Here is an 18,220-nt window from a genome sequence, read left to right as displayed (position 1 = left end):
TCCGCCCCCTTATACCTCATCCTCGAACCGGAAATTTTTCCAGCAGGAACAGCGGACAAAATGCCCGGGGCTTACTTCGTGCAAAACCGGCGTTTCTTCGTGTTCTTCGGCAGGAATCCACGGAATACGGTCGGCAAACCGGCAGCCCGTATGCTTGAGTTTTTTAAGCGACGGAACCATACCTTTAATAACATGCAGCATGTCATCGTCTTTATCGGCCTGTGGAATCGATTTAAGCAAAGAGCGGGTATAAGGGTGCAACGGATGCGTAAACAGTTCCTGCACGGTGGCCAGTTCGACAATCTCCCCCGCATACATAACCGCAACACGGTCGGCAACCTGCGCAACAACGCCGAGATCATGGGTAATAAGAATGATGCCCGCCTTGTGCTTTTCCTGCAGGTCTTTGATGAGATCGAGAATCTGCGCTTGGATGGTTACGTCGAGCGCCGTTGTCGGCTCATCGGCAATGATAAGCGACGGATTACAAGACAGCGCTGTCGCAATGAGTACCCGCTGCCGCATTCCGCCGGAAAGCTCATGCGGAAACCGCTGCGCCGTACGCTTGGGGTTCTGGATACCGACATCGTTTAAAAGCTGTAAAACCCGCTCTTGCCGCTCTTTTTCGTTGAGACTGGTGTGGTACAACAGAGCTTCTTCAATCTGCTTCCCTACCCGCTGCAGCGGATTAAGCGAGGCGAGCGGATCCTGAAAGATGAACCCGATATCCTTTCCGCGGATTTTGTTCATCTCATTTTCTGAAAGCGTCAGCAAGTCCCTGCCGTTCAGTAAAATTTCACCCGAAACGCGGGTAAAGCGCATATCGTGCAGTCCCATAACGGACATCGCAACCGTGCTTTTACCGCAGCCGGATTCCCCTACAATAGCAAGCATCTCATTGGGATGAACGTCAAACGACACGCCGTCAACAGCATCATAGTAGCTGCCGTCGATACGGAAAGCCGTGTGCAAATTTTTAACGGTCAATAAATTGTTTTGTTCCATGGTAGTTCACTGTATTTATAACCTTTTTTTAATAACTCTATAACACGGTATCACGGATACGCAAATTTTGCAACCGTATACCTATAAAAAAATCCGGGTAACTGCATCAGGCTCTTTTGTTATCCCCGCAGAATAATTGAGGCCGTTCAACCAGAGTTGAACCGTTGGTTCAAATGGTCTCGCGACCTCAATTATTCTGCGATGTTTATCAATTTTTCCTGATGCGGTTACCCGTCTGCTAGAAAAAATGTGCGAAATTTTATCCAAAATTTCGCACAGAAAGAAGGTACCGCATCTTATACTCTATAGTAGATATTTCTCTAAAAAGCGGGCAATACCGTCCTCGTTATTGGTGTAGTCCGTTACTGCGTACGCAATATCTTTGATAGCGTCGTGGCCGTTTTTCATGGCGATGCCGTATCCCGCAAGGCGGATCATCGTTTCGTCATTCATACTGTCGCCGAATGCCATCACTGCCTCATTTTTGATACCGAGTAGCCATGCCAGCTCTTGCAGGAACTCCCCCTTACCGGTATCCAATGGAATAATTTCCAAAAAATACGGCTTACTGGTAAACAGGACAGCCCGCGTACCGAACCGCTTTCTAAACTCCGGTTCGACGGCAGCGATAATATCAGGCTCCGCAGGAATGAGCAATTTATACACCGGCTTGGTGCGCAAAATCTCCCGATAATCATCCGGTATGACAACCTTCATTTTTGTCAGATGCGCATCCCTATCCGAAAAAACAGTCCGTTTAGCGATGTAAATGGTATCGTCAAAGTAGAGATGGCAGGAAAGATTTTGCGACTCTATATAATCGTAAATCTCAATCGCAAGATCGGCGCCGAGACGGCGGCTGATGATTTCCAGCTTCATATCGGAGGTCAATATCTGCGTCCCGTTGTTGCACAGGATATAGCTTTCCGTTTTATCCGAACCGATCCGCTGCGCATACGAATGTACCGAACGAGGACTTCTCCCCGAAGCGAGCAATGTCAGTACACCCTTTTTCATCAAGGCCTGTAAAACCGATACCGTATAATCGGAGATGGTCAGATCATCCCGCAAAAGGGTATCGTCCAAATCCATTGCGATAATTTCTATGTTTTTTAACTTTTCCATTACAGCGGCTCGCCTTTCAGCAATTTACCGATACGCTCAAGCGCAACCCGTATTTTACTGATGTCGGTAGCGTAGCAGCAGCGGACAAAGCCTTCGCCGCCGCTTCCGAACACGTGCCCGGGCACAACGGCAACTTTGTAGTCGGTAATCAGCTTAACCGCAAAATCTTCCGAACTTAAACCGGTACTACGGATATCGACAAAGAGGTAAAATGCACCGTCGGGCGTTATATAAGGAAGATTCATCGAATCAAAGCTCTTCATCATCAAGTTACGCCGCTGCCGGTAGGAAACCCGCATCCGCTCAACCTCGTCCCAGCCGCGTTCCAATCCTTCCAGCGCCGCATATTGGCTCATAATCGGAGCGCAGATTGCCGCATACTGATGAATTTTATGAATTTGAGCCATCAGCTCCTGCGGGCAGGCGATAAACCCGATACGCCAGCCGGTCATTGCAAAGGACTTTGAAAACCCATTGAGGATAATGCAGTAATCCTTCATTCCGGGGAAAGAACCGATAGATGTATGCGGCGCTTCATACCGAAGTTCGCAATACACCTCGTCGGACAGCGCCCAAATCTTATGCTTTTTAACGACGGCGGCGATCTTTTCCATCTCATCAGCAGGAATCATCGTACCGGTGGGATTGTTCGGGCTGCAGATAATTAGCGCCTTGGTTTTCGGCGTAATAAGCGCTTCGATGGCCGCCGCAGTCGGGATAAAGTTATCCGCCGAGGTGTCCAGCCCGACCGGTTTCGCCCCGCAGAGCGCCACCAAGGGCTGATACGAAACATAGCACGGTTCCGCAACAATCACCTCATCTCCCTGATTCAGGATGGAACGGAACACAATATCGATTGCTTCCGAAACGCCAAAAGTAATCAGTACCTCGTTTTTAGGAGAATACGACATGCCGTAGCGGTTCAAATAACCGGCAATCGCCTTGCGGAGCGGTTCAAGCCCCCAGTTTGAAGTATAGGATGTATGCCCGCATTCGAGATGATACCACGCTTCCTCGCGCATAACCCACGGCGTTGCAAAATCAGGCTCCCCTACCCCCAGCGAGATAATATCGTCCTGTCCGGCGGCAAGCTCAAAAAAACGGCGGATACCGGAAGGTGCAACGCTCACAATCCGGTTGGAAAATTGATCGGGTCTGTCCATTATGCGGTAATCTCTTCGCGGGGATCTTTTTTGGGGTCGATATAATACGTTCCGTTTTCCTTGTAGGTCTTGAGCACAAAATGAGTACGTGTGCTGATCACTCCTTCCAGCGACGCGAGTTTTTCCGACACGAAAAAGGCAACCTCTTTTAAATCTTTTCCTTCGACCAGCACATGCAGATCATATCCGCCGGACATCAGCTGTACCGTCTTTACCTGCGGGTACCGATATATCCGCTCCGCAATGCGGTCAAATCCGTGTTCCCTCGCCGGCGCAACCTGAATTTCTATCATCGCAGATACCGTATCGCTGCTTGCAAGCCGTTCACGGTTGATAACCGCAGCATATTTTAAGATGATGCCCTCATCCTCTAATTTTTTAATGGCAGCGCGAACCTCTTCCTCGGACTTACCCGTCATTGCGGCAATATCCTGCGGACTTAGCCGCGCATCGTTTTCCAGTAAATCGATAATTTCCTGCATACCAGCTCCTTGGTAATCCGGTTCTATTCCAGCGGGGCAAAATAGCCGGTTTCATCCCTGCCCGAACGGGTTAGAAGCCGTACCTCAAGCTCTACCGGTAAATAGGCACGACCGAAGTCGGTTGGCAATGTAGAGGTATAACTTAGCTGATACGAGCCTATAGGTTTGGCAATTAAATCTTCAATAACCGGAGAAAGCCCCTGTTCGGCATAGATATACGTACTCATCCCACCCGTTTTTGTGCAAAGATACGAAAGCTCAGGAGGCAATGTCCGCGGCTTTAGATTAACCGTATAAAAACGGATACCGTTGTTGGTCATATATGCAGCAAGATCGTTTAAGCTGTACTGTTTAAAGCTGTCGGAACCGATATCTTCAAACGACAAGAACACGATAGCCCGCTTTGGAGCCGCATTAATCAGCTCCCCGCTGGCAAGCCGCAACGCAAGATCGCAGTTCCATACCGGTGACCATGCCGCCTTTAATTTAAGCGGCTGCGATAAAAGCGCTTCGGGAGAAAACTTACCCTCCAGCACCGGCAGTTGAGAGGCTGACACAAGAGAAATCTTTCCTTTTCCCTGCATTGTCTCGGCGAGCTCTTTTACCACCGTCTTAACCAGCTCCAATTCTTTTTCCGATTGAGGTGAGCGCTCGATTACAACGGCAATATCGCAGCCGGTATTGAGGTAGGCGGCGCCCTTTAAAGTAAAATCATTGACTTGCCGGTTCGATTCGGTCAGGAAAAAATTATTCGCCGTTAATCCCACCACCGGTTGCCCCATCCGGTTTTCTACGCGGACATCGACGGTAACCGTCGGGAACTTATCGGCATAGACGCGGTCGAAGCGGACAAACAAACCGCCCGCCAGTTCGTTGATATGGGAAAAGACCTGAATATTTCCGTTTTTATAATCGGCCAACAAAAGACTGCCGTTGGCATCGGGAATTGCCGCGGTTACACGGGCGGGCGCATTCCCTAAACTCGCAACGGTATATAAGCTCGCTAAGCCGATATCGACCAAGTACACCTTATTGGCGCAGGACACCAGCAGATTGTTTTTCCATACCCGCATCGACTCCGCCTGTACGACACTTCTGTCCGGCAGCAGCGTTCTGATATAGTTTCCCGCCGTATCAAACACATAGATAGAGCCTTTTACCGAATCCGCAACGTAGACCAAATCGTCTAGGATTGCGATACCTGCCGGAGCGGTAAAGCCCGGGAATATGCCGCTGCGCTGCCCGAATGTAAAAAGCCCTTCTCCGTCCGGAGAAAACACCACAACGCGGGCGTTGCCGAAATCCGTTACAAAAATATTTCCGTAAGAATCGTGCGCTAAAAACTGAGGGCCGATACACTGTCCGTCGCCCCTTCCTCTGGTTCCGAACGACTTAATGAATTTTCCGTCTTTGGTAAGCAGCGAAAGCCGATCGGCAGCGAATTCGGAGATGAGCAGGTTCCCGTTTTTAAGCGGTAAAATATCGAAAGGACGGTCAAAGCCCTGCAAGGGACCGCTCGTCCGGTCAAGTACGATGCCGTTAATATCGAAGTGAACCAATTCGTTGGAGCCGTAGGCGACTACCCAGAAACTGCCGTCGCCCATTGCCGCAACCGAAAGCGGCTGCCTAAAAAAGACTTCCGTTCCATGTTTGGATTCAAATACGGCAGTTTCTACATAGCGTACCGATTCCGCAAAATCGGGCTGAGAACTGCGCCGTTCCTTAACAACTTCTATTTTATTTTTTAACAGCTGCCCGCCGTATCCTGAGGCAGACGCTGCCGACCATTGCTCAAGTGCAGCCCCCTCTATACCGGAGCGGTAATAGGCTTGTCCGAGCCAATCCAAGATGAGCGGATCGCCGGGAATATGCGTGAGAGCTTTTTCAAATAGCAGGATAGCCTCGTTAAAGGTTCCGCGGTAATACGCCTGCACGCCGCGGCGGAATTCTTCAAATCCATGATCTCTATCGGCGGAACTCAGGCGGGGTTGAAGGCTGTTGGCCTGCGCAGGCAGCGCCGTAGCGAGGCACAATAAAAACAGTGTTAAACCGGCTGTTTGCAATAGTCTCTTCATACGCATGATAGTTAATCCTTTTAACAATTTTCTAAAAACATGAAGTCTTCGGCCACTTTCACAATGAACCTAATTATCTGCTCATAATAAGCTGCAGATGGCGCTTAATTATTTCGTTACCGGGAAGCTGTGCATCCGCCCGTTGGATATATGAACGGGCTTCGGTATCAAAGCCCATCTTGTAATATGTCCACGCCAGCGAATCCAAATAAGCGGGATTATCGGGCTGTGCGTCGAGCGCTTTTTTACACAGAATCAAAGCCCGAGTTAAATCTTTTTCGGTATCGGCAAGGATGTAGCCAAGCCCGTTAAGCGCCGTCGAATTATCCGGATCAAGTTCCAGCGCTTTCTCATAAAGACTCAAAGACTTGTCTACTTTATCCTGCTCATACGCCAAATACGCCATCGAAGTATGCACCTGCGGAGAATCGTATCCTGCATCCAAAAGCTTTGAAAGCTCAAACTCTGCCAAACGGGCACGGCCTGTCTTGGTATAAATAAAGGCCAGAATAAGCCGACACTGATATACGCGGGCGATATCGGTCCCGGCTGTGATAATCTGTTCCAAATAGACAAGCGCATCGTCATATTGTAAAAGGCTCGCATAACAGAGGCCGATATAATACGCCAAATCGAAATTGAGCTCAACATCTTTAGACGATATCTTTAAAAATGCGGCAAGCGCTTCTTCATATCGATTTTCCCGATAGAGCTGTATGCCTTCTTTAAGAACCGTATCCATTTCGTTTCTCCATCATAGTATGCGTACTCCGCCGGAAGGTTTCACTTTATAATACAAAGGCTTAAATCCGAAAATTCGTTCATAGTCGCCCAGTTTTTCAATATAGGTTTGGATATCATCCGCTCTTAAAATATTGTACGTACATCCGCCGAATCCCCTTCCCGTCAGGCGCGAACACACAATATCGTTCATATCGGGAGCGACAAATTCCATAGCCCGCTTCACGAGCCAATCCAATTCGGGGCAGGAAATTTCAAAGCGATCGCGCAAATTCTCTTGAGAGCGTGTTACAATACGCGAAAACACCACCCAATCGTTTTTCTTTAAGGCGCCGATAGCGTCATCGACACTGATGGATTCGCGGATAATATAGAGTACCCGCCGCCGTACCGATTCGGGAATGGCAAGCTCTTCAAGATCGCTTTCGGCAAGCTTACTGAAATCCTGAGGAATATCCGGCATCTTTTTTACCCGCTCGTAGGCTTCCATACATTCCTGAATTCTATGGTTCAGCTCCTCGCGCGCCAACAAACGGGGAACCCGCGAATCCGTCAAAATGATCCGGTAGTTACTGATGGGGAAAGGATAAATATCAGCCGTCTTCCGCCGATGATTTGTCCGTATGCAGTGTCCCGCCTTTGCATATAATGCGCACAAAATATCCGCACGGTGAGGATAGGTATTAAGATGCTGCACGTTTGCATTCTCCAAAATATCGACAAGATCAGCTTTCGTAAGCCGCGGCGCAAATACCTTCCGTAACGCCATCGCCGTTGCAACCTTGAGCGCATTCGGCGTACCGAGCCCCGCATCCGCCGGTATTTCGGAAAGGATGGTAAAATTGAGTCCTGTCATCTCAATCCCTTGATCCATAAAAGAAAGAATAACAGCCTTTATCGAATTTGCCCAACGATCTTCTTTACGATACCGAAGGTTGGCAGCTGCAACTTTTTTCCGCTCTTTGAGCGACAGAGAAAGGAACCGATAATTAGAATCTTTTCGTTTTGAAACACAAAGATACAGATAATGATCGATTGCCATCGAAAGTGTATTGCCCTGTGCAAACCATGTATGCTCACCTAAAAGGTGAAAGCGCCCGGGAACCGCAACGGTTACTTCCGGCTCGTCTCCATATTCGTCTACATGAAACGGTAGAATCTTCTGCATACTTTCTATAATATCTCTTATATTGAAACAATTCAAGAAAAATGATTAAATTGCTGTAAAATTATGTCGGTTATTTCATCTTTTTTAGCGGTTTTATGCTCTGCGGTGCTGCTTTCCCTCGGTATACCGAATGAATATCTGCATTTTGGGTCGGCTTTCTTCGGCATTATTGCACTGATACCGTTATATACCGCATTTTGCATCATCCCGAGCCGACGGCGCACGGCGTGGATGTTCGGCGCGATGATAGCCCTTGTCCATCTGTTCTCCAGTTTTTGGCTGGCGTATTTTGAAAACTTTGCAATTTTTACGCTCGGCGCTTCCACCGTCGCTTATTTCTTCCTCGGCTTTCTTTTCGGACACTGGTTTTATTATGCAATGAAGCTGCCGTCGGCTCTGCGTCCGTTTGCCTTTGCGGGCTTGTGGACACTCTGGGAATGGTTTAAGGGAAGCGGTTTTGTCGCCTATCCGTGGGGCAGCCTTTCGATGACAACATTATCGCTGCGGCCGCTCATTCAAATAGCAGATATTACCGGCGTATGGGGAATAACCTTTCTTGTTGCATTGATTTCCGCGCTCCTTGCAGAAATAATCCGTGCAGCAGAAGATGTAACCACCGGTTTTTCCAAGCTGCACGGCAGACCGTTACTCCGCCCACTGATCTTTACCGCCGGTCTATTGCTGCTGGTCAACGGATACGGACTTTTCCGCATGTATCAAAAAAGAACGCCGCAACAGAACCTCACCCTTGTGTTAGTACAGCAAAACACCGATCCGTGGGTCTACGGCCTCGATTTATTTTTTGATAATTTGTATAACACCCAAAAGCTTACCGAAAAGGCAATTACCGAATCGCCGGTGCGGCCTGACCTCATCGTATGGAACGAAAGCAGCCTTGCATACGGGTATGATCAATTTCAAGATTATTACCGGCAGCGTCCCGTTCAAGAATCCTTTACCGATTTTTTGCAGCGGATGGATATTCCCATTTTAACAGGCTCCCCGCTTTTACAGGATGCCGAACGCGAAAAATACGCAAATTCCGTCTATCTTATCGCACCGGACGGAACGGTACTCGACACCTATTCAAAGATACAGCTGATCTGCTTTGCGGAATACATTCCCTTTATCGACCATCCGTTTGTGCAGCGCTTTTTCGACTCGCTGGTCGGTTTTTCGTCGGGATGGGCGCCGGGAACGGAATATAAAGCGATGACGTTCACCGCACAAAATGGAAACGATGTCCGCTTCGCCGCGCCCATCTGTTTTGAAGATGCCTTTCCGACACTCTGCGCCGATTTGCATAATCAAAAAAGCAATATCTTGATTAACCTGACCAATGATTCGTGGTCTAAAACGGCGAGTGCGGAATACCAGCATTTTGCCGTCGCCTATTTCCGTGCAATAGAACTACGGACGCCGCTTGTCCGCTCTACCAACGGCGGCTATACCTGCGTTGTCGATCCTGTCGGAAACATTACCGCAAGCCTTCCGCTCTTTACTACCGATGCATTAAGCGTTTCCGTCCCGATCTATCCGTACCAACCAACTTTTTATGCACAATGGAAAGACTGGCTGCCCGCGCTTTTTTTAGCGATTGCGCTTATCACTGCTACCGCATACCGGTTCAACCCCGTGTTTTGTAAAAAAGCGGTGGTGTATATGGAACATCCGCTCGAATGGCTCTCCCCTGCCGAACGAAAAAAGCGGCAACGGAAACGGCTCTGGAAAAAGCCGTGGTTTAGGAAGCAGCGGAAGTTTATTAAAGAATTCCGGGAGTAACTGCATGGCTTTACCATTTGAGCATATTATAGACAAATACCGCGAAAACTCAACTTCCGAACGTAACATGGGAGACAAGTTTGAACGGCTTATGCAAGCCTACCTTTTAACCAAACCAACATATAAAAACCTTTTATCAAACGTATGGCTTTGGGCAGATTTTCCTTATAAAGCCCAATTCGGAACCGGTGGAAAGGACACGGGCATTGATATTGTATGCCGTGCTCACGATGGCGATTATTGGGCAGTTCAGTGCAAATGCTATCAAGCAGATAAGAAAATCGACAAGGCAATGGTAGACTCCTTTGTTTCCACATCTTCATTTAAATTTCAAACACAAGACGGCGAAAAAAACTTCAGCTTTAGGATTTGGATTGACACCACGTATGGCGGTTTTAATGCAGAGGCACAGAATGTAATCGAGAAGCTCGGTATCGGGCGAATCGGCTTAATTGATCTCAAAAACGATGACGTAAACTGGGAAGAATTGGATGCCGGCAAAAAAGGAAATGAAGCACGTGTCAAAAAATACGAGCTACTTTCCCACCAAAAAGAAGCGTACAACGCTGCGACACAATATTATAAAACCTGCGACCGTGGAAAGCTCATTATGGCGTGTGGCACCGGTAAAACGTTTACATCGCTCAGAATTGCGGAGGGCTTGGCGACCGAAAGCCGACTGGTGCTGTTCCTTGTTCCGTCAATCGCACTTTTGAGCCAAACCTTAAAAGAATGGTCGGCACAAAGCAAAGAAAACATCTATCCTATCTGTATCTGTTCGGACGCTCATGCAAGCGACAAAGCGGAGGATTCAATTTCAGACCTCGTTCTTCCTGCAACGACGGATTCTGCAAAAGTTCATAGGCAATTCGTTGACTATAGAAACCGCCTGAAAACCGAAGGAGGAATGATAGTTGTATTCAGCACCTACCAGTCAATCGACGTAATCGGTACCGTCCAAAAAGACATAAACAGACGCGAAAAAGATTCATTCCTCTTTGACTTGATTATTTGCGATGAAGCACACAGAACTACCGGTATAAAGCAAAAGGATAAATCTCAGTCTGCATTCACGAAGGTACATTCCAACGATAATATCAACGCAAAAAAGCGTCTGTATATGACTGCCACTCCCCGACTATATTCAAGCGAAGCGCAAGCGAAGGCGAAAGAAAATGAAACGCTCGTTTGGTCTATGGATGCCCCTGAATGGTTCGGTGAAGAAATCTACCGTATCGGCTTCGGTGCGGCAGTTGAAAAGCAGCTGCTTTCCGATTACAAGGTAATCGTACTGACACTCGATGAACATTCAGTGCCGCCGGAAGTTCAAAAAAGTATTATAGACGGACACTCCGAAATCAAAATGACCGATGCGATAAAACTCATCGGCTGTATCAATGTACTTTCAAAACGCACAAGCTATCTTACCGACAAGGAGCTATTCAGCGATGTCGATCCTGAACCGATGAAGAGCGCTGTTGCGTTCTGTTCGAGTATCAAAAATTCAAAGTATTTAAAAGATAGCTTTAATGTATGTCGGCAAGCCTATTATGACAAACTTTCCGAAACGGAACGCGAGCAACTCGTTTTAGTGGACGCTTCCCATATTGACGGCACTATGGGAAGCACTGCTCGAGAAGAAAAGCTCGACAGGCTCAAGCACGCTGATCCGAACAAAAACGAGTGTCGAATTTTAAATAATGTACGATGTCTTTCCGAAGGTGTCGATGTTCCGAGTCTTGACGCTATTATGTTCCTTTCCAGCCGTAACAGCCAAGTCGACGTCGTTCAATCGGTCGGCCGCGTTATGCGGAAAGCCGAAGGTAAAAAATTCGGCTACATCATCATTCCTGTGATTGTACCGGCGGATAAAAATGCCAATGAAGTTCTGGACACAAGCGATGACTTTAAAATCGTATGGAGCGTCTTGAATGCTCTCCGGGCGCACGACGACCGTTTTAATGCAACAATCAATAAAATTGAACTGAATAAAAAGAGACCTAAGATTATCACCGTATCCGGCGGAGGAAATTTCGGCGGAAAACCGGTAGGCGGAAACGACGGCGAAGCGGAAGCGGTACAGGGAGTTTTAGACTTTGACGAACTGCAGCAAGAGCTTTACGAGAAATTCAAGAGTCTTACCGAACAGGTTTTTGCAAAGATTGTAAACAAATGCGGAAGCAGACGTTATTGGGCTGACTGGGGTAAAGACGTAGGCGAAATTGCCAAGCGAAACATCGAGCGCATACATAAGCTCATTTCAATCGAAGGTACGCATAAGGAAAAATTTACCTCTTACTGGGAAGGTCTCAAAAAGAATCTCAATCCAAGCGTAAGCCAATCGGAAGCGGTTGAAATGCTCGCCCAACATATCATTACAAAACCCGTGTTTGAAGCTCTATTCGGGAATGATCGCTTCACAAAAGAAAATCCCGTTTCAAAATCACTGGAAGACATCGTTATTTTACTCGATGAAAAATCAGCCCCGGAAGATTTGGAAAAACTCGAACGATTCTACAAATCGGTTCAGCAGAGAGTCGAAGGAATCGACAATGCAGAAGGAAAACAAAAAGTCGTCGTGGAACTGTACGACTCTTTCTTTAAAAATGCCTTTCCACTGACGGTAGAAAAACTTGGTATTGTGTATACGCCGGTTCCGGTCGTTGATTTTATCATAAGGAGCGTCGAGTGGGTGTTGAATAAAGAATTCGGCCGTTCAATCAGCGACGAAAGGGTTAATGTAATTGATCCGTTTACCGGCACCGGCACATTCATCACGCGCCTTTTACAGTTGGGGATTATCAAGCCGGAGGACTTGGAGCGGAAATACAGGCACGAGATTTTTGCGAACGAAATAGTCCTTTTAGCCTACTACATCGCAAGCGTGAACATAGAAAATGCCTACCACGATTTAAGCGGCAAGGATACCTACGAGCCGTTCGGCGGTATCTGTTTGACAGACACATTCCAGCTTTACGAAACCGGAGAGCCGACTTTAGATGACAGGATATTCAGAGAAAACAGCGACCGTGTGAATGAACAAAAAAAACAGCCGATTACCGTCGTTATGGGAAATCCTCCGTATTCAATCGGGCAGAAGTCGGCTAATGACAATGCACAAAACCAAAGATATCCAAAACTTGAAGAGCGTATCGCAACCACGTATGTAAAAGAATCTGAAGCAGGATTAAATAAGTCAGCTTATGACTCTTATATTAAAGCATTCCGGTGGGCAAGCGATAGGATCACCGCATCAATGCCCGCCCTCGGGGGGGGGGGGGGGGGGGGGGGTAATAGCCTTCGTCTCAAACGGGAGCTTTCTGGACAACAATGCGCAGGATGGGTTCAGAAAAACGCTGGAAAAGGAGTTCGAAAGGGTTTATGTATTCAATTTGAGGGGCAATCAGAGAACGAGCGGAGAACTCTCCAGAAGGGAAGGAGGGAAGATTTTCGGCAGCGGAAGCCGAACTCCGATAGCGATTACAGTCTTGGTCAAAAAGGAGACGGCATAGTGGCTTTTGTTTCAAATGGGAGTTGGCTGGACGGTAACGCACAAGACGGATTCAGAAAAACAATCGAAAAAGAATTCAGCAAGGTCTATGTATTCAATCTCCGAGGCAACTGTAGAACAAGCGGAGAACTCCGCAAAAAGGAAGCGGGAAATGTGTTCGGACTTGGCAGCCGTACACCAATCGCAGTGACGGTACTCGTAAAAAAAAGTGAGAAATCAGATGAATAACCATAGAGCGGAAATTTACTACTACGACATAGGCGACTACCTGAACCGTGAACAGAAACTGGATATAATCATAAAATTCAAGAGCATGGAGAATCTACCATTCACACAACTTACTCCAAATGAACATGGTGATTGGATAAGTCGAAGAAACGATCAGTTCTCTGCATGGATTCCGATAGAAGCGGATAAAAAATTTGATGCTACCTCACAGTCTTTCTTTACAATTTATTCTCTTGGGTGTGCGACAAATCGTGACGCTTGGGTTTACAATTATTCTTATTCAGAATTATGTAAGAATATACAATTAACAATCGATCATTATAACCATCAACAAAAATTGATAGCGACAGGAATAAAGTCTGATCCAGAACGTGATTTTTCAAAAGGAAACTGGACCCGCGACTGGCTTAATGCTTTAAAGCGTCATAAAACATTTGCTGAACAGGAAAAATTTTATACAAAAGCAATGTATCGCCCGTTTTGTAAACAGCATTATTATTTTGATGATGATTTAACTCAAGAACGGTATAAGCAGCCTAAGCTCTTCCCCACACCAAATCATAAAAACCTTGTCATTTGTGTGAACGGTCTCGGCGGTAACAAAGAACCATCCGTACTTATTTCAGATTGTATAGTTGACCTCAACTCTCAAGAAGCCGGCTCTCAATGCTTCCCTCTCTATTGGTACGAAACGATTGAGACGAAGCAGCATTCGCTCTTTGATGACGGCGCAAAAATCGTAAGACATGAAGCAATTAGCGACTTTATATTAAACCGTGCTCAACAAAAATATGGAAACAATGTTCAGCGTGAAGATATTTTCTATTATGTTTACGGCATCCTGCATTCAAAATCCTACCGAGAAACATTCAGCGCCGACCTCAAAAAAATGCTTCCCCGTATTCCGCTCGTAAGCGACCGGCAAAAGTTCCGGGCATTTAGTGAGTCAGGCCGTAAGCTTGCCGACTTGCATTTGAATTATGAAGAAGTTGAACCCTATCCGGACATACAGGTAAGCTCGCTTAAATATGTTCAGTACAATACCGAAATGCAGAATGTATACAACGATGAGCTTATGGCAGCAGAGCCAAATCCACAGGTTATACCGGAGAATGAAACCGACTACAAGTATTATGCAGTGGAGCAGATGAAGTTCCCGAAAAAAGGCGAGAAAGGCACGATTGTATACAATCACTGGCATACCATAAAAAATATTCCGGAAAAAGCGTACGAGTATGTCGTAAACGGAAAGCCTGCAATTGAGTGGATTATGGAGCGCTACGCGGTAACGACGGATAAAAAATCCGGAATAAAGAATGATCCGAATGATTGGTCCCGTGAACATAACAAACCCTGCTATATTTTGGACTTGCTCCTGAGTGTCATCAACGTATCGGTTCAGACCGTAGACATTGTGAACGAACTGCCGGAAGTAGACTGGGATAAGGAATAATTAAAAAACATTATCCAAGTTTAAATACATCGCCATTAATCTCATTGAACAAAGATTCGATATACAGAAAGCCCCTATCGGAAAACGGCAAAAACTGATAAACTGATCACGATCGGTAAGAGTCTGTATTTTCAAAAATTGTGATACCGGATACGAAAGTTTTTATGGGAGATATAATCATGAATACAACCGAACAAAATCCCGCAAGGGAGGTACCCTTTTTTAGACCGTCGTTCGACCGCAGAGAAGAAGAAGCGGCAATCCGCGTGCTGCACTCGGGATGGCTGACGACCGGCAAGGAAACGCTCGCCTTTGAAAAAGAGTTTGCCGATATGGTACACAGCCCGTACGCACTGGCAGTTAATTCCGCATCAAACGGATTGATGCTCGCGATGGAAGCCTTCGGAATCGGCAAGGGTACCAAAATACTCACCAGTCCGTATACCTTTGTCTCGACTGCGACAAGCGCCTTGCACCTCGGCGGAGAAGCGGTCTATGCGGATATCGAAGCGGACTCCTACAGTATCGATCCGGAAAAAATCGAAGATAAACTCAAGCAGGATAAGAGCATTAAAGCGATTGTACCTATCCATATCGCAGGAAACCTCTGCAATATGAAGGCGATTAACAGCCTCGCCAAGAAATACAACGTCGCAGTTATCGAGGATGCAGCCCATGCCTTTCCTGCAAAAACGACAGACGGCTACGGCGGCACCTTCGGCGATGCGGGCGTATTCTCTTTTTATGCTACCAAAACCATCACAACCGGAGAAGGCGGTATGATCTGCGTCCGTAATTCCGAAGCGGCGGAACGCATTAAGCTGATGCGCTCCCACGGTATCAACCGCACAATATGGGATCGTTACACCGACAAACACGCCAGCTGGCAATACGATGTCATTGCAGAAGGCTATAAATGCAACCTGCCGGATATCTTATCGGCAATCGGCAGAGTACAGCTGCAAAAGGCGGAAGATTTTTACCGGAAACGGAAGCTCATCGCCGAACGATTTACCCGCGCCTTCGGACAGCTCGACTTTTTTCAAGTTCCGCCGGACGGAGAAGGCAATGCGTGGCACCTCTACCTCCTCCGCATCGTACCGGAAACGCTTTCCATCGGCAGGGATGACTTTGCCCGCGCGCTGCAGGAACGGGGACTTGGCATTTCAGTCCACTTTATCCCCCACTTTGAACTGACCTTCCTAAAAGAGCGGTACGGACTGCGCGCGCAGGACTTCCCCAATGCGGCAGCGCACTATGCACAGAGCATCAGCCTTCCGTTCTGGCCGGATATGAGCGATGAGGATGTACAGTACGTTATCGATACGGTCATCGACACCGCTAAGAAGTTCCGCCGATAGGGAAGGAAAACAGGGATTTGACAGGAAGTTTGATATGATAGAACAATTTGTGTCCGATCTTACCTTTGAGGGGCAGCGCTATGCGGTGATTGTCCGCGCTCCCGTATCATCAGGGATCATTTCCGCCGTGCATCTGCCACCCTTACCGGAAGGGTATGCCTTTTACGGAGCGGCACAGCTGCCTGCGCAAAAAACGATCGAAGTATTCGAGCACTCGCTTCCTCTTTTTGCAGCGGACGAGATAGAATATAAGGAGCAAGCCGTCGGAATCCTTACCGGCGATAATCAGGCAACGCTTGAAGCGCTGCGGAAAGACATCACAATAGAACTGGAGCCGATACCCGAAGACAGTTTTGAAGCGGGGCGGACACATACGCTGTTTGACTATCCTATCGTTGCACGGGAGGCGTGCACTGCCGGAAATATCGATGCAATCTTTGAAACAGCCGCCTCAACCGTATTCTCATCGCTTAAAATCGCTTCGCAATATGCTGCCCGTTCGGAACCGTTTTCCGCCGTTACGGTGTTCCGCGAGGATGGGCTTGACGTCTATGTGCCCACCCAATGGCCGTTCCATGTCCGCACCGCAGTAGCAAAAGCGACCGGACTTGCGGAAGAAGCCGTCATCGTACACCCAACCCAAACCGGTGAAACATTCAACGAGCTTTTGTGGTACCCGTCTCTCCTTGCCTGCCAGTGCGCTGTTGCGGCGGTTCTACAGCGGAACACCGTTTCGCTCAATTTATCGGCGGAAGAAAGCAGAGCGGCAGCGCCTAAAACGCCGGAGATGATTATCGAACATCAATCGGCGCTGTCCGACACTCATTCGATTGCCGCAATGCAGATTTCGATTATTGTCAACGCCGGCGCCTGCTGCCCGCTCATCGGCACCATACTCAAGCAAATGACCGCAGCAGCATTAGGGCCGTACATAATACCGAACTACCGGATAGAAGTGCGGGCATCAAAAACGGCGGACGGCCTTATCGATATCCTTGAGGGATGGGGCGACTACTATGTGTCAAACGCACTGGAAAACCACATCAACAAGATTATTCAGGATTACAATCTCTCTCCGGCGGAATGGCGTGCAAAAAATATGCCGGACGATTACAGCGCCATTTTTTCAAGCCTCTTCGAACTCTTAACCGGCAAAAGCGATTTTACCTGTAAATATGCCGCATATAATGTTTTTAACCGAGGTAAAACGGATAAACGGGACGGACGCTGGCGCGGTATCGGCTTGGCAGCGGGCTTTCAATACAGCGGATGCGCTGCAGACTTCACCTATACGGCAGAGCTGACACTGGATGTTCACAACAAGCTTTCCATTAAGGCGGAACCGGCTGGGTCTGATTTAAAGAAAGTTATCAAGAAGCTGGCTGTGAAAAAGCTGGACATTGCCGAATCCGATATTACCTTTGCCGGTCTTACAACCGCCGATATGAATGAGTCAGGGCCTGCGACTGCCGGTAATACCGTCGGCATCGTCCTTCCCCTTATCGAGCAATGCCTGACCGATTTACAGGACCAGCGATTCCGCAATCCGCTGCCGATCAGCATTTTGAAAAGTACCCGTGCCCCGCTACCGGATGTCTCACAGTCCGATGTTCCATCGCTCGATGCTCCACAGTCAAACGTTCCATCGGTAGAAAATGAAACCGGCAAAAACAGAGTTTCGTTCATTTCCCAAACGCCTGTTGCCTGTATTATCGAACTCGAAATGGACACGGTTTGTTATGAAATACAAATCCGGAAGGTGTGGTTCGCATGCCGTCCCGGAAAAATCTACGAGAAAAAACAGATTCTCAACTATCTGCGTAAAAATATTGCTGCAGCATTATCGCGTACCGCAAAGGAAGCGATTCTTTCACTCAAAGCCGATGATGCTCCTTCTTCCTACTCGGAGTATCGGCTCATACTGCCGACTGAAATGCCGCCTCTTTCCGTAGATATTCCCGAACGAGGAAATTCGATGAGCGCTTTTGATTCATGTGCGCTGAATATACTGCCCGCTGCCTACCTTGCGGCATTAAACCAAATACTGCTGCGTGTTTCGGCGCGGATAGATACGCTGCCGATCCGCACTGAACGCTTATTTAAAGCTTTAACGGGGAAAAAATAAT

At 47.6% G+C, this 18,220-nt stretch carries 12 protein-coding genes; 5 read left to right on the top strand and 7 right to left on the bottom strand.

All coding sequences use genetic code 11. The features are described from left to right. Positions 1-9 precede the first annotated feature (9 nt). The 7 genes from ABK01_RS06545 to ABK01_RS06515 form a co-directional block, all read right to left on the bottom strand. Positions 10-1,005 carry an ABC transporter ATP-binding protein gene (locus tag ABK01_RS06545; protein WP_253675012.1) on the bottom strand — a complete coding sequence of 332 codons (996 nt, stop codon included), beginning with the start codon at positions 1,003-1,005 and terminating at the stop codon, positions 10-12. Between the two features lie 303 nt (positions 1,006-1,308). Further along, entirely contained in the window at positions 1,309-2,130 is an 822-nt protein-coding gene (locus tag ABK01_RS06540) for a Cof-type HAD-IIB family hydrolase (RefSeq protein ID WP_253675011.1), read from the bottom strand. Beyond that, entirely contained in the window at positions 2,130-3,296 is a 1,167-nt protein-coding gene (locus tag ABK01_RS06535) for an aminotransferase class I/II-fold pyridoxal phosphate-dependent enzyme (RefSeq protein ID WP_305880062.1), read from the bottom strand. Before ABK01_RS06535 ends, ABK01_RS06540 begins: the two co-directional genes overlap by 1 nt. After that, entirely contained in the window at positions 3,293-3,775 is a 483-nt protein-coding gene (locus ABK01_RS06530) for an Lrp/AsnC family transcriptional regulator (protein ID WP_016523627.1), read from the bottom strand. The genes ABK01_RS06535 and ABK01_RS06530 overlap by 4 nt, the downstream gene beginning before the upstream one ends. 23 nt (positions 3,776-3,798) lie before the next feature. Beyond that, positions 3,799-5,856 (bottom strand): hypothetical protein, encoded by a 2,058-nt coding sequence (locus ABK01_RS06525; RefSeq protein ID WP_371922000.1) that lies wholly within the window; start codon positions 5,854-5,856, stop codon positions 3,799-3,801. 67 nt (positions 5,857-5,923) lie between these two features. Next, positions 5,924-6,592: a tetratricopeptide repeat protein gene (locus ABK01_RS06520; protein ID WP_016523625.1), complete on the bottom strand. Its 669-nt coding sequence runs from the start codon at positions 6,590-6,592 to the stop codon at positions 5,924-5,926. Between the two features lie 12 nt (positions 6,593-6,604). After that, positions 6,605-7,759 carry a galactokinase gene (locus ABK01_RS06515; RefSeq protein WP_253675008.1) on the bottom strand — a complete coding sequence of 385 codons (1,155 nt, stop codon included), beginning with the start codon at positions 7,757-7,759 and terminating at the stop codon, positions 6,605-6,607. A gap of 63 nt (positions 7,760-7,822) precedes the next feature. Between ABK01_RS06515 and lnt the strand changes: the two genes are divergently transcribed. From lnt to ABK01_RS06490, 5 genes are all read left to right on the top strand, one after another. Beyond that, positions 7,823-9,541 carry an apolipoprotein N-acyltransferase gene (gene lnt / locus ABK01_RS06510; RefSeq protein WP_253675007.1) on the top strand — a complete coding sequence of 573 codons (1,719 nt, stop codon included), beginning with the start codon at positions 7,823-7,825 and terminating at the stop codon, positions 9,539-9,541. A 4-nt stretch (positions 9,542-9,545) separates the two neighbouring features. Further along, positions 9,546-13,280 carry a restriction endonuclease gene (locus ABK01_RS06505; RefSeq protein WP_253675006.1) on the top strand — a complete coding sequence of 1,245 codons (3,735 nt, stop codon included), beginning with the start codon at positions 9,546-9,548 and terminating at the stop codon, positions 13,278-13,280. Next, positions 13,273-14,733, top strand: a complete 1,461-nt coding sequence (locus tag ABK01_RS06500) for a type ISP restriction/modification enzyme (protein WP_253675005.1) — start codon at positions 13,273-13,275, stop codon at positions 14,731-14,733. Before ABK01_RS06505 ends, ABK01_RS06500 begins: the two co-directional genes overlap by 8 nt. A gap of 179 nt (positions 14,734-14,912) precedes the next feature. Next, positions 14,913-16,094 carry a DegT/DnrJ/EryC1/StrS aminotransferase family protein gene (locus tag ABK01_RS06495; RefSeq protein ID WP_253675004.1) on the top strand — a complete coding sequence of 394 codons (1,182 nt, stop codon included), beginning with the start codon at positions 14,913-14,915 and terminating at the stop codon, positions 16,092-16,094. Positions 16,095-16,128: 34 nt separating this feature from the next. Further along, entirely contained in the window at positions 16,129-18,219 is a 2,091-nt protein-coding gene (locus ABK01_RS06490) for a molybdopterin cofactor-binding domain-containing protein (RefSeq protein WP_253675003.1), read from the top strand. Position 18,220 lies beyond the last annotated feature (1 nt).

This window comes from Treponema sp. OMZ 305, from assembly GCF_024181325.1.
Taxonomy (GTDB): Bacteria; Spirochaetota; Spirochaetia; order Treponematales; family Treponemataceae; genus Treponema.
This window is presented reverse-complemented; position numbering and strand designations above follow the sequence as displayed.